This window comes from Mucilaginibacter sp. P5_A4 (assembly GCF_056400605.1).
Genome location: NZ_JBFUKX010000019.1, coordinates 23,349 through 44,195, shown reverse-complemented (window position 1 = coordinate 44,195; position 20,847 = coordinate 23,349). Strand labels below are relative to the sequence as shown.

The 20,847-nt window shown below is 42.0% G+C and carries 21 protein-coding genes; 18 read left to right on the top strand and 3 right to left on the bottom strand.

What is annotated here, in order from left to right:
* Nucleotides 1–300 precede the first annotated feature (300 nt).
* The 8 genes from hemC (at nt 301) to AC1DQW_RS13475 (ending at nt 8,544) form a co-directional block, all read left to right on the top strand.
* Nucleotides 301–1,875 (top strand): hydroxymethylbilane synthase, encoded by a 1,575-nt coding sequence (gene hemC, locus AC1DQW_RS13510; protein WP_477454557.1) that lies wholly within the window; start codon nt 301–303, stop codon nt 1,873–1,875.
* A gap of 93 nt (nt 1,876–1,968) precedes the next feature.
* Entirely contained in the window at nt 1,969–2,940 is a 972-nt protein-coding gene (gene hemB, locus AC1DQW_RS13505; protein ID WP_477454556.1) for a porphobilinogen synthase, read from the top strand.
* A gap of 93 nt (nt 2,941–3,033) precedes the next feature.
* Entirely contained in the window at nt 3,034–4,404 is a 1,371-nt protein-coding gene (hemL, locus tag AC1DQW_RS13500) for a glutamate-1-semialdehyde 2,1-aminomutase (protein WP_477454555.1), read from the top strand.
* Nucleotides 4,405–4,469: 65 nt separating this feature from the next.
* The gene (locus AC1DQW_RS13495; protein WP_477454554.1) at nt 4,470–5,342 is read left to right on the top strand and encodes a sensor histidine kinase; all 873 of its coding nucleotides are present in this window, start codon (nt 4,470–4,472) and stop codon (nt 5,340–5,342) included.
* A gap of 154 nt (nt 5,343–5,496) precedes the next feature.
* A complete protein-coding gene (locus AC1DQW_RS13490; RefSeq protein ID WP_477404942.1) occupies nt 5,497–6,204 on the top strand; it encodes a response regulator transcription factor in 708 nt (235 codons plus the stop codon).
* Nucleotides 6,204–6,758 carry a hypothetical protein gene (locus AC1DQW_RS13485; protein ID WP_477454553.1) on the top strand — a complete coding sequence of 185 codons (555 nt, stop codon included), beginning with the start codon at nt 6,204–6,206 and terminating at the stop codon, nt 6,756–6,758. Before AC1DQW_RS13490 ends, AC1DQW_RS13485 begins: the two co-directional genes overlap by 1 nt.
* A gap of 122 nt (nt 6,759–6,880) precedes the next feature.
* Nucleotides 6,881–7,906 carry a uroporphyrinogen decarboxylase gene (gene hemE, locus AC1DQW_RS13480; protein WP_477454552.1) on the top strand — a complete coding sequence of 342 codons (1,026 nt, stop codon included), beginning with the start codon at nt 6,881–6,883 and terminating at the stop codon, nt 7,904–7,906.
* A gap of 104 nt (nt 7,907–8,010) precedes the next feature.
* Nucleotides 8,011–8,544 carry a CopD family protein gene (locus AC1DQW_RS13475; protein ID WP_477404936.1) on the top strand — a complete coding sequence of 178 codons (534 nt, stop codon included), beginning with the start codon at nt 8,011–8,013 and terminating at the stop codon, nt 8,542–8,544.
* 1 nt (nt 8,545) lies between these two features.
* On the opposite strand, the gene vapC is transcribed toward AC1DQW_RS13475, so the two are convergent.
* On the bottom strand, nt 8,546–8,959 hold the full coding sequence (gene vapC / locus AC1DQW_RS13470) for a type II toxin-antitoxin system VapC family toxin (RefSeq protein WP_477454551.1): 414 nt from the start codon (nt 8,957–8,959) through the stop codon (nt 8,546–8,548).
* Nucleotides 8,952–9,131 carry a type II toxin-antitoxin system VapB family antitoxin gene (locus AC1DQW_RS13465; protein ID WP_477420114.1) on the bottom strand — a complete coding sequence of 60 codons (180 nt, stop codon included), beginning with the start codon at nt 9,129–9,131 and terminating at the stop codon, nt 8,952–8,954. Before AC1DQW_RS13465 ends, vapC begins: the two co-directional genes overlap by 8 nt.
* A 163-nt stretch (nt 9,132–9,294) precedes the next feature.
* Between AC1DQW_RS13465 and AC1DQW_RS13460 the strand changes: the two genes are divergently transcribed.
* The 4 genes from AC1DQW_RS13460 (at nt 9,295) to AC1DQW_RS13445 (ending at nt 12,639) form a co-directional block, all read left to right on the top strand.
* Nucleotides 9,295–9,864, top strand: a complete 570-nt coding sequence (locus tag AC1DQW_RS13460; protein WP_477454610.1) for an RNA polymerase sigma factor — start codon at nt 9,295–9,297, stop codon at nt 9,862–9,864.
* Nucleotides 9,848–10,627 carry a hypothetical protein gene (locus AC1DQW_RS13455; protein WP_477454550.1) on the top strand — a complete coding sequence of 260 codons (780 nt, stop codon included), beginning with the start codon at nt 9,848–9,850 and terminating at the stop codon, nt 10,625–10,627. Before AC1DQW_RS13460 ends, AC1DQW_RS13455 begins: the two co-directional genes overlap by 17 nt.
* A gap of 29 nt (nt 10,628–10,656) precedes the next feature.
* Nucleotides 10,657–11,484: an outer membrane beta-barrel protein gene (locus tag AC1DQW_RS13450; RefSeq protein ID WP_477406547.1), complete on the top strand. Its 828-nt coding sequence runs from the start codon at nt 10,657–10,659 to the stop codon at nt 11,482–11,484.
* A 156-nt stretch (nt 11,485–11,640) separates the two neighbouring features.
* Nucleotides 11,641–12,639, top strand: a complete 999-nt coding sequence (locus tag AC1DQW_RS13445; RefSeq protein ID WP_477454549.1) for an ABC transporter ATP-binding protein — start codon at nt 11,641–11,643, stop codon at nt 12,637–12,639.
* Between the two features lie 103 nt (nt 12,640–12,742).
* On the opposite strand, the gene hemA is transcribed toward AC1DQW_RS13445, so the two are convergent.
* Nucleotides 12,743–13,969 (bottom strand): glutamyl-tRNA reductase, encoded by a 1,227-nt coding sequence (gene hemA / locus AC1DQW_RS13440; protein WP_477454548.1) that lies wholly within the window; start codon nt 13,967–13,969, stop codon nt 12,743–12,745.
* 159 nt (nt 13,970–14,128) lie between these two features.
* Between hemA and AC1DQW_RS13435 the strand changes: the two genes are divergently transcribed.
* From AC1DQW_RS13435 to AC1DQW_RS13410, 6 genes are all read left to right on the top strand, one after another.
* On the top strand, nt 14,129–14,323 hold the full coding sequence (locus AC1DQW_RS13435) for a hypothetical protein (protein WP_477454547.1): 195 nt from the start codon (nt 14,129–14,131) through the stop codon (nt 14,321–14,323).
* Nucleotides 14,324–14,448: 125 nt separating this feature from the next.
* Nucleotides 14,449–15,975: a GNAT family N-acetyltransferase gene (locus tag AC1DQW_RS13430; protein WP_477454546.1), complete on the top strand. Its 1,527-nt coding sequence runs from the start codon at nt 14,449–14,451 to the stop codon at nt 15,973–15,975.
* Between the two features lie 136 nt (nt 15,976–16,111).
* Nucleotides 16,112–17,068 carry a tRNA modification radical SAM protein MnmL/YtqA gene (mnmL, locus tag AC1DQW_RS13425; protein WP_477454545.1) on the top strand — a complete coding sequence of 319 codons (957 nt, stop codon included), beginning with the start codon at nt 16,112–16,114 and terminating at the stop codon, nt 17,066–17,068.
* Nucleotides 17,069–17,263: 195 nt separating this feature from the next.
* The gene (locus tag AC1DQW_RS13420) at nt 17,264–18,496 is read left to right on the top strand and encodes an acyltransferase family protein (protein WP_477454544.1); all 1,233 of its coding nucleotides are present in this window, start codon (nt 17,264–17,266) and stop codon (nt 18,494–18,496) included.
* Between the two features lie 9 nt (nt 18,497–18,505).
* The gene (locus AC1DQW_RS13415; protein WP_477454543.1) at nt 18,506–19,840 is read left to right on the top strand and encodes an acetylxylan esterase; all 1,335 of its coding nucleotides are present in this window, start codon (nt 18,506–18,508) and stop codon (nt 19,838–19,840) included.
* Between the two features lie 9 nt (nt 19,841–19,849).
* Nucleotides 19,850–20,737: a hypothetical protein gene (locus tag AC1DQW_RS13410; protein ID WP_477454542.1), complete on the top strand. Its 888-nt coding sequence runs from the start codon at nt 19,850–19,852 to the stop codon at nt 20,735–20,737.
* Nucleotides 20,738–20,847 lie beyond the last annotated feature (110 nt).

Below are 20,847 nucleotides of genomic sequence, written 5' to 3'. Positions count from 1 at the left end.
CACCCGTTCCGTTGGAACACCCGCATGTTAATTCAACACCCATATTTTTACCTCATTATCCGGCATTGGGTATTCAATGTTGAATAGGGCCGCCAACAGGCTAAAGATAATTCATACCTTTAGCCTTTAGCCTTTAGCCTTTAGCCTTTAGCCTTTAGCCTTTAGCCTTTAGCCTTTAGCCTTTAGCCCTAAACCCACACATAACCGTCATATTGTTGCAATTAGAAATAATTCGTGAAATTCATGTACCTTATCATCCTTATAAAAAATTAAATTTGCACCTGCAAAACAATCATTCTTTTGGACAGAAAACTGATAATAGGAACAAGGGGTAGCGATTTAGCGCTATGGCAGGCCAATTTTGTTAAGGATAGCCTTGCTGCTTTAAACATAACTGCCACACTAAAGATCATTAAAACCCAGGGCGACCGCATACTAAACCTCAGCTTTGATAAGCTGGAAGGCAAGGGTTTTTTCACTAAAGAATTAGAAGAAGAATTATTGGCCGGCACTATTGATCTTGCGGTTCACTCGCATAAAGACCTGCCAACCGAAAACCCTCCGGGACTCATCATCGCAGCAGTTTCAGAACGGGAAGACCCCTCTGAACTGTTGCTGATATTGAAGGATTGTGTAGATGTGCACCAAAAGCTGTCGGTTAAATATGGCGCAACTGTGGGTACATCATCAAACAGGCGCAAAGCACAACTGCTGGCCTACCGTCCCGACCTGGAGATAGAAGACCTGCGCGGCAACGTGCCTACCCGCATAGGCAAGCTGCGCGATGAAAAATATGATGCCATTATGCTGGCCAAAGCCGGCGTTAGTCGTTTAGGTATTGATCTGAGCGAATTTCATGTAGAAGAACTTACCCCCGCCGAGCTGATCCCTGCACCTGCGCAGGGCGCTTTGGCTATCCAGATCCGCGAGTCAGACCAGGAGCTTTTTGAGGCCCTGCAAGCCCTGCACCACCCCGATGTGGCTGAGGAACTGGCTGTTGAGCGTACGGTACTTAAATTATTTGGCGGTGGCTGCCACCTGCCCCTGGGCTGCTATTGCCGCCGGGACGAGGGCATGTTCCAGGTGTTTACATCCAAAGCTAATGAGGGCGATCAGTTTCCCGACCGCCTGTTTGTAGAGGCCCCAACTACCGAAGGACTGGCGCAAAAGATAGTTGCAAAATTTGCTAAAAACAGGAAATTTCCTTTGAAGGTTTTTATATCAAGGGAACTATCCGAACAGAGCTATTTCAAAAAATCGATGGAAAACCGGGGGATAAAGGTTGAGGCACGTTCGCTGATCCGTACCGTGCCGGTGATGACCAAACTCGATCCTTATATATTAAAAAATATCGACTGGGTATTTTTCTCCAGTAAAAATGCGGTGGAGTACTTTTTCCAGTTGAAACCAACTTTCCCTAAAAAAGTAAAGTTTGGCGTTATGGGCAGCGGAAGTGAAGAGATGCTGCGCCGCAAAGGTTACTTTACCGATTATGTAGGCGAAGGTACAGATACAGCCGAGGTGGCCGAGGAGTTTGCCAAACTGGCCAACGGCACCATAGTATTGTTCCCCGGCGCCGAAAGTCCGATGAGGAGTATACAGCAAGGATTATCTGCCGATACAAAAATTATTGATCTGCCGGTTTACGAAACCGTGCTTGAGGAAGATGTTGAAGCCAGCGGCGCGGATGTGATGGTGTTTACCAGCCCATCAAACGTAGAAGCTTATTTTGCCGGTAACCTGCTCGATCCATATCAGAAAGTGGTGGCGATAGGTAAATCAACCGGCAAAAAATTTGATGAAATGGGTGTAAAATACACACTGCCCTACTCGCCCGACGAAGTTGGCCTGGCAGAGGCGGTGTTTGGATTGTAAGCCCCCTAACCCCCTAAAGGGGGAACATTTAGTGGGTTAATAATATTATAAAAAGAAATTTAAAAACTCCCCCTTTAGGGGGCTGGGGGGCTTATGTTACAAAGACCACGTAGAAACCGGAAAAGTGAAGTGATACGCCAGATGGTGCAGGAAACGCATGTTAGCGCGGCTAACCTGATTTTCCCACTGTTTATTGTTGATGGTACATTCCAGAAAACTGAAGTATCATCGATGCCGGGAATTTACCGTTATTCGGTTGATAATTTGCTGCGCGAGATTGAGAGCTGCCTTAAATTAGGGTTAAACTCATTTGATCTTTTCCCTAATATCGAGGAATCTTTAAAAGACCAGATGGCTACCGAAAGTCACCGTGAAGAAAGTTTGTATCTACGGGCTATCCGCGAGGTAAAGAAGAATTTTCCGGAAGCCTGCATTATTACCGATGTAGCTATGGATCCATACAGCAGCGACGGCCATGACGGTATTGTAAAAAATGGCGAGATCCTGAATGACGAAACGCTGGAGGTATTGGGTAAAATGGCACTTGCTCATGCCCAATGCGGGGCTGACATTATTGCCCCCTCGGATATGATGGACGGCCGTGTAGGTTATATTCGCCACGTACTGGACGAAAACGGCTTTACAAACGTTTCTATCATGTCGTACTCGGCCAAGTATGCAAGCGCGTTTTATGGACCGTTCAGGGATGCCTTAAATTCGGCACCCAAATTTGGCGATAAAAAAACCTACCAGATGAACCCGGCCAACCAGCGCGAAGCATTGATAGAGGCCAACTTAGACGAACTGGAAGGGGCCGACTTTTTAATGGTAAAACCAGCGCTATCTTATTTAGACGTAATAAAACTGATAAAAGATAATACCGAACTCCCTGTAGCTGCCTACAATGTAAGCGGCGAATACGCCATGATAAAAGCCGCCGTACAACGCGGCTGGCTCAACGAGCAGCGTGCCATAACCGAGGTACTTACCAGTATCCGCCGGGCTGGAGCAACAGCTATTTTGACGTATCATGCCAAGGAAGTATTGGAGAATAAATGGATTTAAAAAGCTAAAAACAGAAGGCTTAAAAGCCGAAGCTTTTGCTAAACGATTATAAACAAGCTTTAAGCCTTGTGCTTTTAGCTTTACGCTTAAAAAATGTTAGATTCAATAAAAAAGATGTTTTCGGGTGATACCAATGAGCCGGTAAACACCACGGGTAAGCCAGATATCAGCAGGGAAAAATCTGCCGAATTGTATGCCAGGGCAAAAACCTATTTCCCAGGTGGGGTTAACTCACCGGTAAGGGCGTTTAAATCGGTTTACGGTACACCTTTGTTTATACAAAAAGGCGATGGCAGTCACATTTGGGATGCTGATGGCAATGAGTTTGTTGATTTTTGCTGCTCCTGGGGCCCGCTCATCCTTGGTCACAACAACGTCAAGGTACGGGAAAAGGTAATTGAAGTAATGCATCATGGCATGTCGTTCGGCGCACCAACTGCCCTTGAGAACGAACTGGCCGATCTGATCCTGAGAAACAATAAATTTATTGAAAAGATCCGTTTTGTAAGCTCCGGCACCGAAGCCGTTATGTCGGCCATCAGGTTGGCAAGGGGTTATACCGGGCGCGATAAGATCTTAAAGTTTGAAGGCTGTTACCACGGCCACGTTGATGCATTATTGGTTAAAGCAGGTTCGGGCCTGGTAACCTTTGGCGAAACCTCATCCGCAGGCATTCCAAAAGCCTTTGCCGATGAAACCATCGTAGTATCACTGAATGACAAAGAAGCGCTTACAAAGGCTTTTGAGGAGTTTAAAGACCAGATAGCAGCTGTGATCATCGAACCTGTACCTGCCAATAATGGCTTGCTGTTGCAGGAAAAAGAATACCTGCAATTTTTACGCGAGATCTGTACCAAAAACGGCACCTTATTGATATTTGATGAAGTAATCTCGGGGTTCCGTGTTGGTTTTGAAGGTGCGGCAGGATATTTCCAAATCAAACCCGATATTATTACCTACGGCAAAATCATTGGCGGCGGTATGCCGGTTGGTGCTTATGGCTCATCTGCAGTAATCATGAGTAATATATCGCCCGAAGGTCCGGTTTACCAGGCGGGCACATTATCGGGCAACCCGGTGGCTATGGCCGCAGGCATTGCCCAGCTAAACGAATTGTTACGCATGGGTTTTTACCGCGACCTGAACAACAAAACAGAAGAATTTACCGAGGCCATACAGCGTTTTGCCACGGCCCGCAATTATAAATTCAAGGTGTTTGGCATCGGCTCAATATTCTGGTTTGCTTTTACAGATAAACAGTATATTCGTAAAGCCGAAGACATTGATGCTTCAAGTATGGAGAAGTTTAAAAAGTTTCATCGTGAATTAATTAACCGGGGCGTTTACCTCGGTCCATCGGGTTACGAGGTTGGCTTTATATCATCTGCACATACTAAAATTGATTTAGAAAAAGCTAAAAGGGCTATTTTTGATAGCCTTGATTTGGTGTTTAAGGGTAAGTAGTGGGGATTTTTCAGTGGGCTGATAAAAAACAAGTTGCGCACTGAACACTGCAAAAGCAAACTAAAATGAAGAGGACATTTGTAATTTTTTACGCACTTATTATTTACGCCATTGCCGAGCTGATCTGGTGGGGTTATATGCTGGTTTCGTTGCAGCCAAAGCGCACCGGGATGATAGTGAGCGAGGGTTGCATGTTTATAACGGTATTTATAATTGGTGCTTATAATCTGCACAAATCTTTTAATCGCCAGCAAAAACTATCTGAGCAAAAAAAGAACTTTTTGCTCTCGGTGACACATGAGTTAAAATCGCCCCTGGCATCCATCAAAATATTGCTGCAAACCATCCAAAAGCGTAATCTTTCTAAAGATCAGATACTCGATTTTATTGATAAATCATTGAATGATGTGGAACGCCTGGACGACATGGTAGAGAACATGCTGCTGGCATCAAAAATTGATAACCGTTCATATTCGTTCCCTAAAGCGAGTTTTAGCCTGTCGGTTTTGGTAGATAGTATAGTTAACCGGCTACAGATAACCAAGTGCGATTGCAACCAGCAGATCATCGACGCCGAAATTGAACCTAAGATCGAGATCACCGGCGATAAGTTCGCGCTTACATCGGTGGTAACAAACCTTATAGAAAACGCGGTAAAATATTCAAGCCCATGCTCGGCTGTTGCGGTTAAACTCTTCAAAAAAGAAGAGAAAATTTACCTTGAAGTTGCCGATCACGGCATTGGGATAGCCGACCATGAAAAAACCCGTATTTTTGATAAATTTTACCGGGTGGGCAGCGAGGATACCCGTAATACCAAAGGCACCGGTTTGGGCCTTTATATAGTAAAAGAGGTGCTGGATAAGCATCATGCCAGCATAAGGGTGAAAGACAACCGCCCGGCAGGCAGTATTTTTGAAGTTGTTTTTGATGGATAACATGAATTTATTGAATAACACGAATTTCACGAATGGAGCTAATTTTCATCAATCTGCTTCTATAATTTGCGAGAATTAGTGTTTTAGTTAATTAAAATTGCTTTGTGCAATCCGATATAATTCGTGAGAATTAGTGTATTTAAATTAAAGTCATATGCTTAACAAGAAGAGAATTTTATTAGCCGAAGACGAAGAACATTTGTTAGAAGCCATCAAACTTAACCTGGAGCTGGAAGGTTATAAAATTTCTACAGCTAAAAATGGTAAAAAAGCTTTGCAGTTATTTAAAGAAGAGCGTTTTAACCTGGTGATATTGGATGTAATGATGCCCGAGATTGACGGCTTTGTGGTTGCCGAAACCATCAGGCTGGAGAATACCGAAGTACCTATCATGTTTTTAACTGCTAAAAACACCAATGAGGACAAAATTGCCGGTCTTAAAAAAGGCGCCGACGATTATTTAACCAAGCCATTCAACCTTGAAGAATTAATTCTAAGGGTAAACAACCTTATAAAACGCAGTTTGAAAGGTGATGATCTTAAAGAATTTAACAGCTACAAGATAGGCGAAAAAACCATTCACTTTAACTCTTTTGAACTGGTTAATGAAGACGATTCCATCACTCCGCTTACAAAAAAAGAAACCATGCTGCTTAAGCTCTTAATTGAGCGCAGAAACGATGCAGTATCGCGCGAGCAGATCCTGGAAACAGTTTGGAATTATGATGTATACCCATCAACCCGTACCATTGATAACTTTATCCTAACCTTCCGTAAGTATTTTGAACCAGACCCTAAAAACCCGGTTTATTTTCATTCTATTCGTGGTGTAGGCTATAAATTTACCGATAATCAACATTAATGTTCAGTAATAGGGTACGCATATTCATCGCATTTGTTTTCCTGTTATCATTGGGTTTGCTGCTGTACCTTCGTATTTACGAATTGGCCACAGTAGCAGTATTGATGATCATTTTATTGGTCTGGGATTACTTTAAGCAGGGCACCCTTGTTATTGCCGCCCGGTATTTTCACCATAAGGCTTTTGATAAAGCCGAGGCATCGTTAAAAGAGATCAGCAATCCGCGATGGCTTAGTAAAAAACGCCGTGGTTATTACGAGTATATCTACGGTGGCATCTGCATTCAAAAGCAGGATTTTGAAGCAGCCGAAAAGCATTATGAAATTGCTGCACAATATCCATTACAATCATTAAATGATCATGTGGCTGCACTGGTTACCGTAGCCAACATCAGTATAAGGTTTGGCAATTATGAAAAAGCCAAGGCCTACCTGGAGTTAGCCGAGCAGCATGCCGATAAAATTACCGCCAAAATGAAGGATGTTATTAACAAGCTTCACAAGGAATTAAAAAAACACTATAAAAAGAGTTCAGAATCAAGCGTAAAGAATTAAGATAAGACCAGGTGGTTTAATGATAAAATCGTCCTTAGGATATACTGATGCCGTAAAGCCATCGATCCGATTACAAAAAATCTTAATTCCTTACTCTTAATTATTGGTTCTCTTCCAAAGATATGAGAGATTCGTTATTAATAAAGGCAGCTTTTTCCGAAAAAACAGAACGCCCGCCGGTGTGGATGATGCGCCAGGCAGGTCGTTTCATGAAAGAATACTGGGACATTAAAAACAAGTATTCGTTTTTAGAAATGTGCAAAACACCAGAGCTTGCTGCTGATGTTACCATGTTGCCGGTTAATTTACTGGGTATTGATGCTGCCATCCTGTTCTCGGATATATTGGTTACAGGCGAGGCAATGGGCGGCGACTTAAGCTTTAACCAGGGAGTAGGCCCTAAGTTTGCCAACCCGGTACGTACACAAAAAGATATAGATAACCTGCAAACTGATGTGGGCGATAAGCTGCAATACGTGGCTGATGCCATTAAAGTAATTCAGCAACGTTTAAATTGCAGTATCCCGCTGATAGGTTTTGCCGGCGCGCCATTTACGGTAATGAGCTATTTGGTTGAAGGCGGGTCATCAAAAGATTTCAAGCTTACCAAACTAATGCTGCATAATGAGCCGGAAATGGCTCATCAGCTGTTGTCAAAAATTGCTGTTGTTACGGCAAATTACCTTAATCTGCAAATTGAAGCCGGTGTAAATGCCGTACAGATCTTCGATAGCTGGGCACAGGCCCTGGCCTGGGATGATTATAAAGAATTTAGTCATCACTACATCCAGGAGATCATCAGCAAACTAAACAGGAAAGATATCCCGGTGATATCGTTCTGTAAAGGCAGCTCGGTATTCGCGCCGCTAATGGCCGAAGCAAAACCGGATGTAATCTCGATAGACTGGAATGTTGACCTGTTGAATATTAAAAAGTGTTTACCTGAAGGCATAGCTGTACAGGGCAACCTTGATCCGCATATATTATATGCGGATAAAAAAGTAATTAAAGACCGCATACACCGCTTGTTCGACCGGATGAAGGACGAATCTGGCTTCATCTTCAACCTGGGCCATGGCATTATGCCAGATATCCCGTTTGATAATGTGAAGTATGCGGTGGAAGTAATTAAAGAATACAGGAACTAATAAAACCTTACATGTCATTGCGAGGAACGAAGCAATCGCGAATTTGCATATCAGATTTGCTGAGTCTGCGATTGCTTCGTTCCTCGCAATGACATACTTGATATATGTACGAATACGTTCTTGCCATACATATCATTTTTGTAGTCTGCTGGATGGCCGGGCTGTTTTATATGGTGCGCCTTTTTATTTACCATACCGAAGCGCAAGACAAGCCCGAACCAGATCGTAGCATCCTATCTGCCCAGTTCGAGATCATGGAGAAGAAGCTGTTTAATATTATAACGGCTCCATCGATGCTGATAGTAATTGTTGCCGGGTGTACCATGGTTTACTTGCGTCAGGCATATCTGCATATGGCCTGGCTGCAGATTAAGTTACTATTTGTGTTGGGCCTGGTAGCTTATCACCACATCTGCGAGCACAAAATGAAGCAGATGCGTAAAGGTATTTTTAAATGGACATCAACCCAATTGCGCCTGTGGAATGAATTAGCTACAATCCTTTTGTTTGCTATCGTTTTCCTGGCCGTATTAAAAGATGGTTTCAGCTGGATATTTGGTGTGGTGGGGATAGTATCATTAGGCGTGATATTGATGATTGCGGTGAAAATTTATAAGCGGTTTAGGGAGAAAAAGTGATTTATCCATCAAAGCTCATTACCTTTAATGAAGAGTGTTGGGCTATAAATTGAAAATCTCTGTCATCATTCAATAAAGTAAGCTTATTGCTCATGGCGTAAACAGCAATTAAGCAATCATTTGGTTTACGAATCGTCACACCTTTTTTTCGAAGGTCTCTATACAAATTTGCGGCTTTAACAGCCATATCATAAGAATTTTCGTGGAGTTTAGTCAGGTTGTCAAAATGTGATTTTACTATGCGCTCACTAACGTCAGAGGTTATACCTTGCAATACCTCCTGAACTATAGTTGGGCAGGTGGCAATTACTATATTAGCCAAATTACTCCTTAGAAACTTGCTGGATTCCGTTTCAATACCTTTAAAAAAGTTGATCCATACCGATGTATCAACTAAAACAATCTCCCTATTCAAAAGCCTTGTCATCTATTTCAACCTTGCCCCACAAATCAGCAAGTTTTTGTTGATTTTCAAGAGTTACATAAAGTTTTAGTGCCTCTTCAATTATTGCCTTTTTAGTTTTTAAACTACTTAACTTTTGAGCTTTTTGCATCAGTTCATCGTTTATATCGATATTAGTCCTCATACACACAAATTTTAATAAATATACACATTTTAATTTGAATACAAATGGTTACTTTGCTTATCTGTTTAAAATTGCTTTACATAACATCAGGTTCCAATAATTAAAAAAATATTTCACACCCCATGCAACCATTTAACCTCCACTTTCATCTTGCTATTAAATGATGTTTTTGGAACCTAAATATACTTTTGAACAATTGGTCGACCGCTGCAAAGCCGGCGAACGCAAAGCACAGGAATTGTTGTATAAACAATTAGCTGGCAAAATGCTGGCTGTGTGCATGCGCTATGCTACCGACAGAATGGAGGCCGAAGATATGTTGCAGAATGGGTTTATAAAGGTGTTTCAAAAAATGGTTGATTATAGAGGCGATGGTTCGTTTGAAGGCTGGGTAAGGCGTATTATGGTACACAGCTCTATCGGATACTATCGCAAGCACCATAAAATGATGCAAATGGTTGACATGGGCGATGCGGGTACAGAGCCTTCGGTTAACCCGATAGCAGCCGCAAACCTGGATGCCAGGGTACTGATGGGATTGATACAACAATTGGCGCCGGGTTATCGCATCGTATTTAACCTGTACGCTTTAGAAGGTTATACACATAAAGAAATTGCCGATATAGTGGGCATTACCGAAGGTGCTTCAAAATCGCAGCTATCAAGGGCACGCACAATATTAAAAGAACAAATTGCAAAAATGGAGGGTAAAAGTTATGGATATGCAGGATAAGGATCTGGACAAATTATTTCAATCGGCATTAAACGATTATGAGATAGAGCCATCTGCAAAAGTGTGGGAAGGAATTACCGAAGAATTAAAAGCCGGTAAACGTAAAAGGTCGTTGGCGCCTTTCTTAAGCATTGCTGCGGGCGTAATATTATTGGTAACCGCAGGTATCCTGTTTATCCCTAAGGAAGTCAAGGTAATAAAAACTAAAACTGATGGAATCGTTGCAATTAAACAACCCGTAAAATCCACCCCGATTGCAAAAACCGTCGCAGATGTGCAGCCTGTTAATCAAAGCAAAGCAGACGCAGTTATAGACCCGGTTAATAGTATGGCAGGCATAAAAATAAATAAAACACATAAAGCAATAATTGTTGAAAAGCCAATTATAAATCAGCCGGTAAAAGATGTAGTACGGCCCGAAGATCAGCCGGCATTAGCCTCGGCCACGCATAAGCAGGAGGTAATTAAACCGGTTGCGCCAGATACTGCTACCCAAATAATGATAAAGCATATTGATGAGACCCCTGTTTTTGCAAATGCGCCGCAGATCCAGCCCATACCAACACAGATCGCCGCCACAAACAACAAACAGCCCCCGGCCAAAAAACATAAGATCCGCAGCCTGGGAGATGTATTCAATGTAATGATAGCTGCTGTTGATAAACGCAAAGACAAGATCATTGAATTTAGCAATACCGATGGGGATGATGCCACTATAACGGGCGTAAACCTGGGCATCATCAAAGTGAAAAAAGAAAAATAAAATCTAAAGGATATATATACACAAATAATATGAAACGCTTAATTTTCACAGCAATGCTATGCGTTGCCGCAAGCTACAGCTTTGCCCAAACCACCACAACCGACTCAACCAAAACTACCACAGATACTGTTGTCACCAAAAAAGGATTAAAAGTAAAATTTGGTGTTGGCCAGGATGTGCCTTACGTATCGGTAAATGATAATGATACCACTATCCGTTACCATTCAAAAGCACCCGGCTTTTCCTTCGGTATCACCTTTTCCAGGATCGACCTCGGTTTTGCTACCTTAATTGATAACGGCAGCTTTACATTATCTGATAAAAACAAATTCCTGAGCTACCGCCAGGCGAAAACCGCCAACTTTGGGTTTGACGTTGTACAATTTGGGTATCGTTTTAACAGCGCTTTCAAGATCTATGTTTCGGGAGGGTTCGACTGGACCAACATCCGCCTGCGCCAGGATATCACGATACAACGCAATGCGCCGGTTTTAACCTACGTGCAGGATAGTATCCACTTTAGCAAAAACCGTTTTTCGTCAAGCTACCTACGCATCCCGTTGTCATTTTATTATCGTAGTCATGAAGATAGCCGCGGTAACTACTTCCGCCTGGTTGCCGGCCCCGAAGTTGGGATCTTGCTAAACGGCCGTGTAAAACAGATAAGTGACGAGCGGGGCAAGCAAAAGTTTGATGATGATTACCACTTTGCCAAACTGCGCAAAGGCGTTTTCGTTCGCATGGGCTATGGCATCATGGGCATCTACGCCAAGTACTACTTTAATGATATGTTTGAAAACAGCCCTGAACAGGAGGGATTAAAGAACTTCTCGTTTGGGTTGACGCTGGGATTCTAATAAACACGAATTTCACGAACCAAAACGAATTGCACAAATTTTAGCTACAAGCGGATTTGTGGAAATTCGTCTTCATTCGTGAAATTCGTGTCAATCAAATTCGTGGGATTCGAAATAATTCGTGGCAATTAGTGTTTATGCTATCTTTGTAACACAATGTCAGATACTCCTTTTTTGCAGGCTATTGCGGTAAGTAAAATATATCCCGGCAAGCAGATGGCCGGTGTTAAAACAACAGATATAGCTATTGAGCAGGGCAAAATAACGGCTATTATAGGCGAGAGCGGCAGTGGTAAAAGCACTTTACTACGATTACTTTATGGTTTGCTCTCTCCTGATACAGGTGAGGTTCAATTTAAAGGCGAACGCATCTGGGGGCCCGAAGAAAAGCTGATCCCCGGCCATGACGCCATGAAAATGGTTACCCAGAATACCGATGACCTCAACCTGTTTGCCAAGGTTTGGGATAACGTGGCGGCTATGCTGCCCGCAACCGATTTGAAAGCCAAACAACAAAAAACAGAGCAGGTACTGCAACAACTTAATATGGCCCACATGGCCGATAAGCGCGTGGCCGACCTAAGTGGTGGCGAGAAGCAAAGAGTAGCCATTGCAAGAGCAATAATAACCCGTCCGCAGGTATTATTGCTGGATGAGCCTTTTAACCAGGTTGATACATCGTTCAGGGAAGGCTTACAACACGATATCAGGGAGATAGTAAAGGAAATTGGCCTTACGGTGATCATGGTATCGCACGACCCCGCCGAAGTACTATCTATGGCTGATAAACTGGTGGTGATCAAAAATGGACAAATTGTAGAGCAGGGTCCTCCTAAAACACTCTACCAGCAGCCAAAAAATCTGTATACTGCGCAACTATTAAGTAATTGCAGTGTACTTACCGCTCAGGAAGCCAAAAGCTGTGGTATTAAAGCCATTAGAGATCATGTGGTTATATACCCGGAATGGATCAAAATAAAACTCATTACCAAAACAAAAAAATGGACTGTTAAACAGGTACTTTTTAAAGGTTCTTATGAGGATCTGATCCTCCAAAACGGAAGTATCCTGTTACGCGTAGCCAATGAAGAACCAGGCAGTTATGTTGAGGGAGATATGGTATCGGTACGGGCCGGGAAGTGGCTGGAGTATTAACACATAAAAATCACCTGTGAATACTTCATTTTACACGTTACTGCTACCGTGAGTTTAACGAAGCTGCAACTTGTAGCAGCTATATTAATTGAAGTTATAAGAATTAGTTTTCATTGATCAATATATCCTTAGCCATTATCATAGGCACACTGATATATTTTTTCTCCATGTAATTCATCACCTTTTCCAGGATCTCGCGCGATTGTTGATCCATACCTTGTACCTCATCGGCGAACACAGAATTGATAGCGGTATTACGAATCTCTTTGATCTTTTCGGGCACCTGGCGCATGGCTACTTCAATACGGCGTTGTTTTAACTGGGTTAAAAACTCGGCAATATTTTGTTCAATAATACCTTCGGCGTGTACCAGCTCATGATAACGTTCCTGCAGGTTATGTTTGGCTACCTCGTTTAATGAATGCACCTCGATGAAGTTAACCGGGAATTGCTCCAGCACTTCCGGAGCAGTATCATTGGGAATAGCAAGGTCGACTATAGTTTTCCTACCGGCTTCACCATTTAACAGTGATTTGTATATTTCGGTAGTAATGATGGGCTCAACTGCTGATGTGCAGGTGATAATAGCATCAAAACCTTTATTATATGTTTTAAGCGCTTCGAGGTCATAAGCTTCACCATTCAAATCATCAGCCAGTTGCTGTGCCTTTGAAACTGTACGATTAAAGACTGCAAAGTTGCTAAACTTATGCTTTTGCAGGTATTTGGAAATATTACGGTTGGTTTCGCCGGCACCAATGATGAGTACCCGGGCATTTGAGCAAAGGTTAAGATCTTTAAGCTTGCGGTAAGCCAATGATACAACCGAAATTGGATTTTTTGAAATATTGGTATGTGTATAAACCTCTTTGGCTGTTTTTACCACGCAGTTCATGATCATACGCATAGCATCACCCGTAAGACCAGCCGCTTTGCAATGCTCATAAGCTTTACGCAACTGTGCCAGTATTTCCTTTTCGCCAACTATCAAACTCTCCAATGAACAGGAAGTACGCAGCAGGTGAACCATAGCTTCCTGATCTTCATAAATAGAAGCGCCATCCATAAAAGTACTTAGCGAATGTTCACACAACTCGGTATTAAAAGCTTCAATGAAACGTTTGGCAAAATCCTTATCAACCACCTGCGGGGTAGTCATAACAAATTCCACACGGTTACATGTAGCCAGGTAAAAGATCTCTGGTATCCCAAATTGAGTTTTAACCTGTTGAAGTTTTTCTGTCAGATTTTCCTGGCATACCACCAATCTACCTATTTCCTTCAGTTCAATCTGTTTGTGTGTAAAAGCAATAACCTTTAAATACTTCAAAGCAGTTTTAAATTTGACCGAACAAAAATATCACTATAAAAGCGCAGCAATGTCAACACTTTGTCAAACAGGAGTATTTAGAATGGTTATAAATTAGGAGAAATGACCGGAAAACAACATTTAAACTGCTTAAAACAATATTTAGCAAAATATTGTATATTGACAAAATACCGGGCGGCTTATGGTATCATATTAATGCTGGCAGCCTTTTTGCCGGTTAATATTATGATGACCACTCATACACCGTTTAAATTAGGTAACATAACTATAACGCCATTTATTACCTGCTATTACCTGGGCACAATTAGCTTTACAGCCGGTATTGATGTTGTGGGCCGGAATAGAAAAACATAGTCCAAACAAATAATAAAATATGATCTCATAAAGACTCCGGCAGTTATTAAATCACCTTTATTTATTCTTTGCGACTTCGGGTCTTTGCGGGGAAAATAAAAAACGACAAAACACAAAAACACAATATGGATCTGCAAAGTGTTGAAATGCGAAACCTGGAAGTACAGGATTACCAGGAACTAAAAAAATCGATGAAATCGGCCTATATGGATATGGATGAGGATTACTGGGATGCCAATTCCATTAAAAGGCTCATCCGGATATTCCCCGAGGGACAAATTTGCGTAACCGTTAATGATGTGGTGGTGGGTTGTGCCCTTGCCATTATGGTTGATTACCAAAAATTTGGCGATAACCACACCTACAAACAGATCACCGGCGATAGTACCTTTAAAACCCATACCGAAAAGGGCGATGTATTGTATGGTATTGATATATTTATCCACCCTAAATATCGCGGTTTGCGTTTAGCACGACGCCTTTACGACGCCCGTAAAGCGCTGTGCGAAAAGCTGAATTTGAAAAGCATTATAGCCGGGGGGCGCATTCCCAATTACCAGAAATACCAAAACGATCTTACCCCCCGCCAGTATATTGATAAGGTAAAGTATAAAGAGATCTATGATCCCACCCTATCCTTCCAGTTGGCTAATGATTTCCACGTGCGTAAGGTGCTGAAGAATTATTTGCCCGAGGACAGTCGCTCAAAAGGTTTTGCTACGCTGATAGAATGGAATAATGTGTATTACGAGGAAGTAAGCACCGCCATTAACCAAAAAACCGTTGTACGTATTGGCCTGGTTCAATGGCAAATGCGCCCCTATAACAACATTAGCGAATTGCTGAAGCATGCCGAATATTTTGTTGACGCGGTGAGCGATTACCAGTCGGATTTTATTTTATTTCCCGAATTGTTTGGCACGCCGCTGATGGCAGATTACAACCACATGGATTCGGCAAAGGCTATGCGCGAGCTGGCTAAATACACACAACCCATCATCGAGGAATTTTCTAAACTTGCGGTATCGTACAACGTGAACATCGTAGCGGGCAGTATGCCTACCATCTTCGAAGAATCGCTGTATAATGTATCCTACCTTTTCAGGCGCAACGGCAGTATGGAAGAGGTTTACAAGATCCACCCTACCCCATCTGAAATCAGCTCATGGGGCATCCGCGGCGGCGATGAGGTAAAGGTATTTGAAACCGATGCCGGTAAAATAGGCATCCTGATCTGTTATGATGTGGAGTTCCCCGAGCTATCGCGCATCCTGGCCAGCCAGGATATGCAGATCCTGTTCGTTCCGTTTTTAACGGACACGCAGAACGGCTATAACCGGGTTAAATTTTGTTCACAGGCACGTGCGGTTGAAAATGAATGCTACGTGGCCATAGCCGGCTGCGTAGGGAACCTGCCCAATGTAAATAATATGGGCATCAGCTATGCGCAATCGGCAGTATTTACACCGTCGGATTTTGGGTTCCCTACCAATGGGATACAATCAGAAGCTACTCCCAATAGTGAAATGATAGTAATTGCCGATGTGGACCTTTCATTATTAGACGAATTGCACGAATACGGCAGTGTACAAAATTTAAAAGACAGGCGCACCGATCTGTATAATATTACTTTCAACGGGAAAAAAGTGTAATATTATTTCATTGAAATTACTACGGTTGAAGCGAGAGTTTTAATCTTCCCTGGATCCTTTCCCTTGCACTTATTGCAAACGGGCCCAGGTTACACATTCGCTTATCTGTAAATCAATTCACTATCTTTGCAGCACAATGCAATTAACAGGAGAAACAACACAAGTGTGGGAGAAGGGCTACAACAATTACGGCCCGTGGCTTAAAGAAAAATATAAGGGCCATCGTGTATTTAAAGTGATTGTTGATGGCGGCTTTACCTGCCCCAACCGTGATGGCTCAAAAGGCTATGGCGGTTGTACCTATTGCAATGTAGATTCCTTTACCCCATCGGTTAGCCGTAACGCGCCAACTGTACGTGATCAGGTGATACAGGGGATGGAGCGTGCCCGTACGGGTAATAAGGCTGATAAGTTTATCATATACTTTCAGCCCAATACCAATACCTACGCACCGGCGCATTATTTAAAAATGATGTACGACGAAGCGTTGAGCTATGGCACCGAAGATATTGTGGGCCTAAGTATTGGCACACGCCCGGATTGTATTGACGCCGAAAAGATAGCTTTGCTGGAAAGTTATACCGACAGATTTGACGTTGACCTGGAAATGGGGATGGAATCTATTTATGACGAAACTCTTGCCCAGATAAACCGCGGATGTAACCACGAGGAATTAGTAAAGGCCCTTAAATTGGTTGAAAATAGCAAATTGGATGTTTGTGTACACACCATTTTTGGTTTCCCCTGGGAAACACATGAGATGATGCTGAAATATGCCGATGAGATCAACCGTTTTCCACAGATAAAATTTGTAAAATTTCACCACCTGCATATTGTAGAAGGCTCTGTAATGGGTGTTAAATACAAGCGCGAACCTTTCAAAGTGTTCAGCATTGATGAATATGCCGACTTTTTATGCGAACTGCTGCCTCGAGTTCGCCCGGATATCGTGATCCAGCGCCTGTTTGGACTTAGCGACCGCGAATTGCTGATAGCTCCCAACTGGGGCCTCAAAAAATCGGAGATCCAATACTATATCGACCAAAGGATATTGAGCAGAGGTGTGGTTCAGGGGAGTGCTCTTTCTGTCTGAAACCGGGATTAAACGAATTAAAGAATTTTTAGAACCAATTGATATGATTTTGAGTATAACTGATATACAGGCAAATTCTGTTAATTTCATTAATTCTGTAAATTCCGGTTACAGAAAATGATTCAGACATCTTGGCCTCAATTTTGTAAACCGAAAGTTGAAAAACTTGACTGGAATCTTTAACTTACATCCATTTTGTCACAAAGAGCGCAACAAAACTACATTCCCGCATTAACTGGTGTACGCGCAATGGCAGCTTACCTGGTATTCATATCGCATTTCGCTTATATTTTTGATGAAAAATTTCCTCACTCTGTGCAACGTTTTTTCAATGAGTTCCATATAGGGGTTACCATTTTCTTTGTGCTTTCGGGTTTTTTAATTGCTTTCCGTTATTTTGATAGTTTTAAACTTACTAAAGATTGGTTTAAACAATACTTAAAAAACAGGGTAGCCCGTATTTACCCTATGTATGCCATTTTAACCATCGGGGCTTTCATCTCATTTTATTTTACCAATAACCAAACCGTTACCGCCGATCATAACCCCATAGTGCTGTTTTTCATGAACATCGTTTTTCTGCGGGGCTTTTTCGATCAGCTTAAATTTACAGGAATAGCACAGGGCTGGTCGCTTACGGTTGAGGAATGTTTTTACTTTTCGGCACCGTTCATCTTTCTTATAGCTGCCAGGTACAAGAAGTTTTATATCCAACCTATTGCTATTACCGCCCTGGGCGCTGTGCTGGTATTGATATTCAGTCATGTAAACTGGTATGGCTTTTTCGGCAATTTTACGTTTATGATGCTGTACACCTTTTTGGGCCGGTGCTTTGAGTTTTTTGCCGGAATCCAACTGGCACTCATTGTACGCAAACAAAAACTGGATGGGAGCAGCAATAAAAAACTCACATACTTAGGCTTTTTCATGATCTTCTTCTGTGTTTGGATCATGTCTGTTCTGCCCATACCGGCCGGACAGGAAGCCGGTTTACATAATCCTTTGGGCATCATTACCAATAATTACCTATTGGCTTTATCAATAGCACTATTCTTTTACGGTATACTTACCGAAACTACCATACTTAAAAAAATACTGGCCAATCCGTTTGTGGAACTGCTTGGCAAAAGCTCATATATATTTTACCTGGTACACCTGGGCTATATGTATACCTTTTTGCACCATAGCTTTAACTGGCTTAATGATTACACATTTGAACTTTATGATAAGTGGGGGGTCGATTGGCATTCGCCCTTTGAATACGATAGTTTAAACCTTCTGTATGCTTTTATCGTTTTAAATGTAATTTCAATCACTTTGTTTAAGCTTATCGAGGAGCCGCTTAACCATTATATTCGCAGATCAAATTTCCTGATCAGGAATAAACGGTATAACCCCGAAAATGAGTCGGCAAAGATCATTGCATAATAATTACTTATGACGACCAACTTCAAAAAATATTTACTCTTAGTGGTTACAATAGTCTCCTTTCAGCATGCCTTGGGTCAGCATGTTTCTGCGCATGCTAAAGGCGATACCTCCCCTAAAGAAGATGAAGAAACTATATCAACCGTATTAAACATCAACAATAAAGAAGGCATTTTTAGCTCAACAGCCTCATTCTCCTTTGACGTAAAAAACAGTTACGATACCGAGCAGGTCGGCACTATATCATATGCAATTACCACTGAAAAAGGGGTAAAGGTTAAAACCCTCGTTAAGCCCGTAAAAATTGGCAGGAAAAGCGAGGAACATTACAACTTTGAGATACCATCACTAAAAACCGGGTTTTATAAACTGAATATGATGATCAACGTATCTGATTATGATGATACTACCCGCCGTGCTTTTGGTATCAGAGCCGATGATATTAAGTCCGCCTATCCAAAACCTGCAGATTTTGATAGTTTTTGGAAAACGGCCAAAGCCGAGTTGGCAAAGGTAAAACCCCAGTTTAAATTAACCGAACAACCATCGCAAAATACTGATAACCGTAGGGTTTTTCTTATCGAGATGAAATCTTTGGATAACCTTACCATCCGTGGATGGATGACCATACCCAAAAACAGTAACAAAAGCAAAAAATTCTCGGTATTGCTGGGTTTGCCGGGCTACCAGGTGGTGCTTAAGCCAATTGTAGGTAAAGATGACGACCTGGCTATTATCACTCTTAATACCCGCGGACAAGGCAACAGCCGCGATGTGATCCATACCGAGCGCGATGCATTTATCTCCTATAATATTGAGGATAAAAATAAATATGTGATGCGCGGTGTAATTATGGATTGCGTGCGTGCTGTGGATTTCATTTACTCGCGCCCGGAGCTACGGCACAACCAGATTATGGCTACCGGTGGTAGTATGGGTGGATATTTGGCCATAGCGCTTGCAGGTTTAGATAGCAGGATTACCATTTGCTCGGCGCAAAACCCCATTTTAAGTGATGTACACAACCTTGTTGGCACGGCTGACTGGCCTATTAATGATATCAAAAAATATGTTGCGGGTAAACCAGATGTAACTTTCGACCAGGTTTTACGCAATATGGAGTATTACGATACCAAAAACTTTGCTACCGATGTTAAATGCCCCACGCTGCTGGGTTTAGGTTTGCTTGACCCGTATGTACCGCCCGGCAATGGTTATGCAGTTTATAATTCTTTAAATACCGATAAAAAAGTAATGGTTTATAAAGACCTTGGCCACGAGGTAAGCCAGAAATATAAAGATTATGAGGGCAACTGGATGCGCGATACCTTTGGCCTATTTTAACCTATACCTATGAATAAAACTATGACCCTCAATAATAACGCATTAAAATACCTTTTTACCACTGTTATGTTGCTAACATTAGCGCGCAACAACAGCTTTGCCGATGGCTTCCCTGTAAGGCCGGGCAGGTTTGTGTTATCGCCATCGGTAAGTTACTTTTTTGCCAATAAGCAGTTTGATTCCACCAGTCATAGAACGACTTTTAAAGATAACGGACGCTTCCATGCTATAAGCTGTGCATGGTATGCTGAATATGGTATAAGCAGGAAATTTACAATATCGGCCCTGGTGCCTTACTCCATAAATTACTTTAAAACCAATAGTATCCCTAATGCTATTACTACCTCGGGCCTGCAGGATATTGAAATAGGTATTAAATATTACCTGGCTAACATTAATTACAAATACTATTTTAGTATAAAAGCTACAGGCATTATACCTACGTACAAAAACAATCCGGGTTTGGGTTATAGTCAATACGGATCGGAGCTTAAACTTGCCTTTGCCGGTAGTGGCCACCTGTTTGGCAGGCAAAGTTATTTTGTTGCAGAGAATGCTGTGCGCGAGTATTTTGGAGGCGAATCTGTTTTCCAGGATAGGTATAACCTTACCTATGGTTTAACGCTGGATAAAAACTTTCACGAGCAGGTATCGGTAAGCGTTGGCGGTTTTTATGCAACCAGCGGTAATTCATTTATTAACCCAAATCCCATTATATCTGCCAACCCCAGCACCAGTAAAAACTTTGCTTTTAACCAGGTATCGGTAAGTTACGGGCATGCGTTCGCCAAAAACCTGTCGTTATTTTTAACAGGCGGAACTTTCATTACCGGGCGTAATACAGGTGCGGGTACCAGTCTTTCAGCATCATTAAATTACCGAATCGATACCAGGTAATATTGATTTCATATCAGCTTTTATATAAAAGCTAAAAGGGGATACCCGAATTGAAAAGATAATACATTGACTATCAATTACATTCATTATATGAATTATTTAATAGCCTT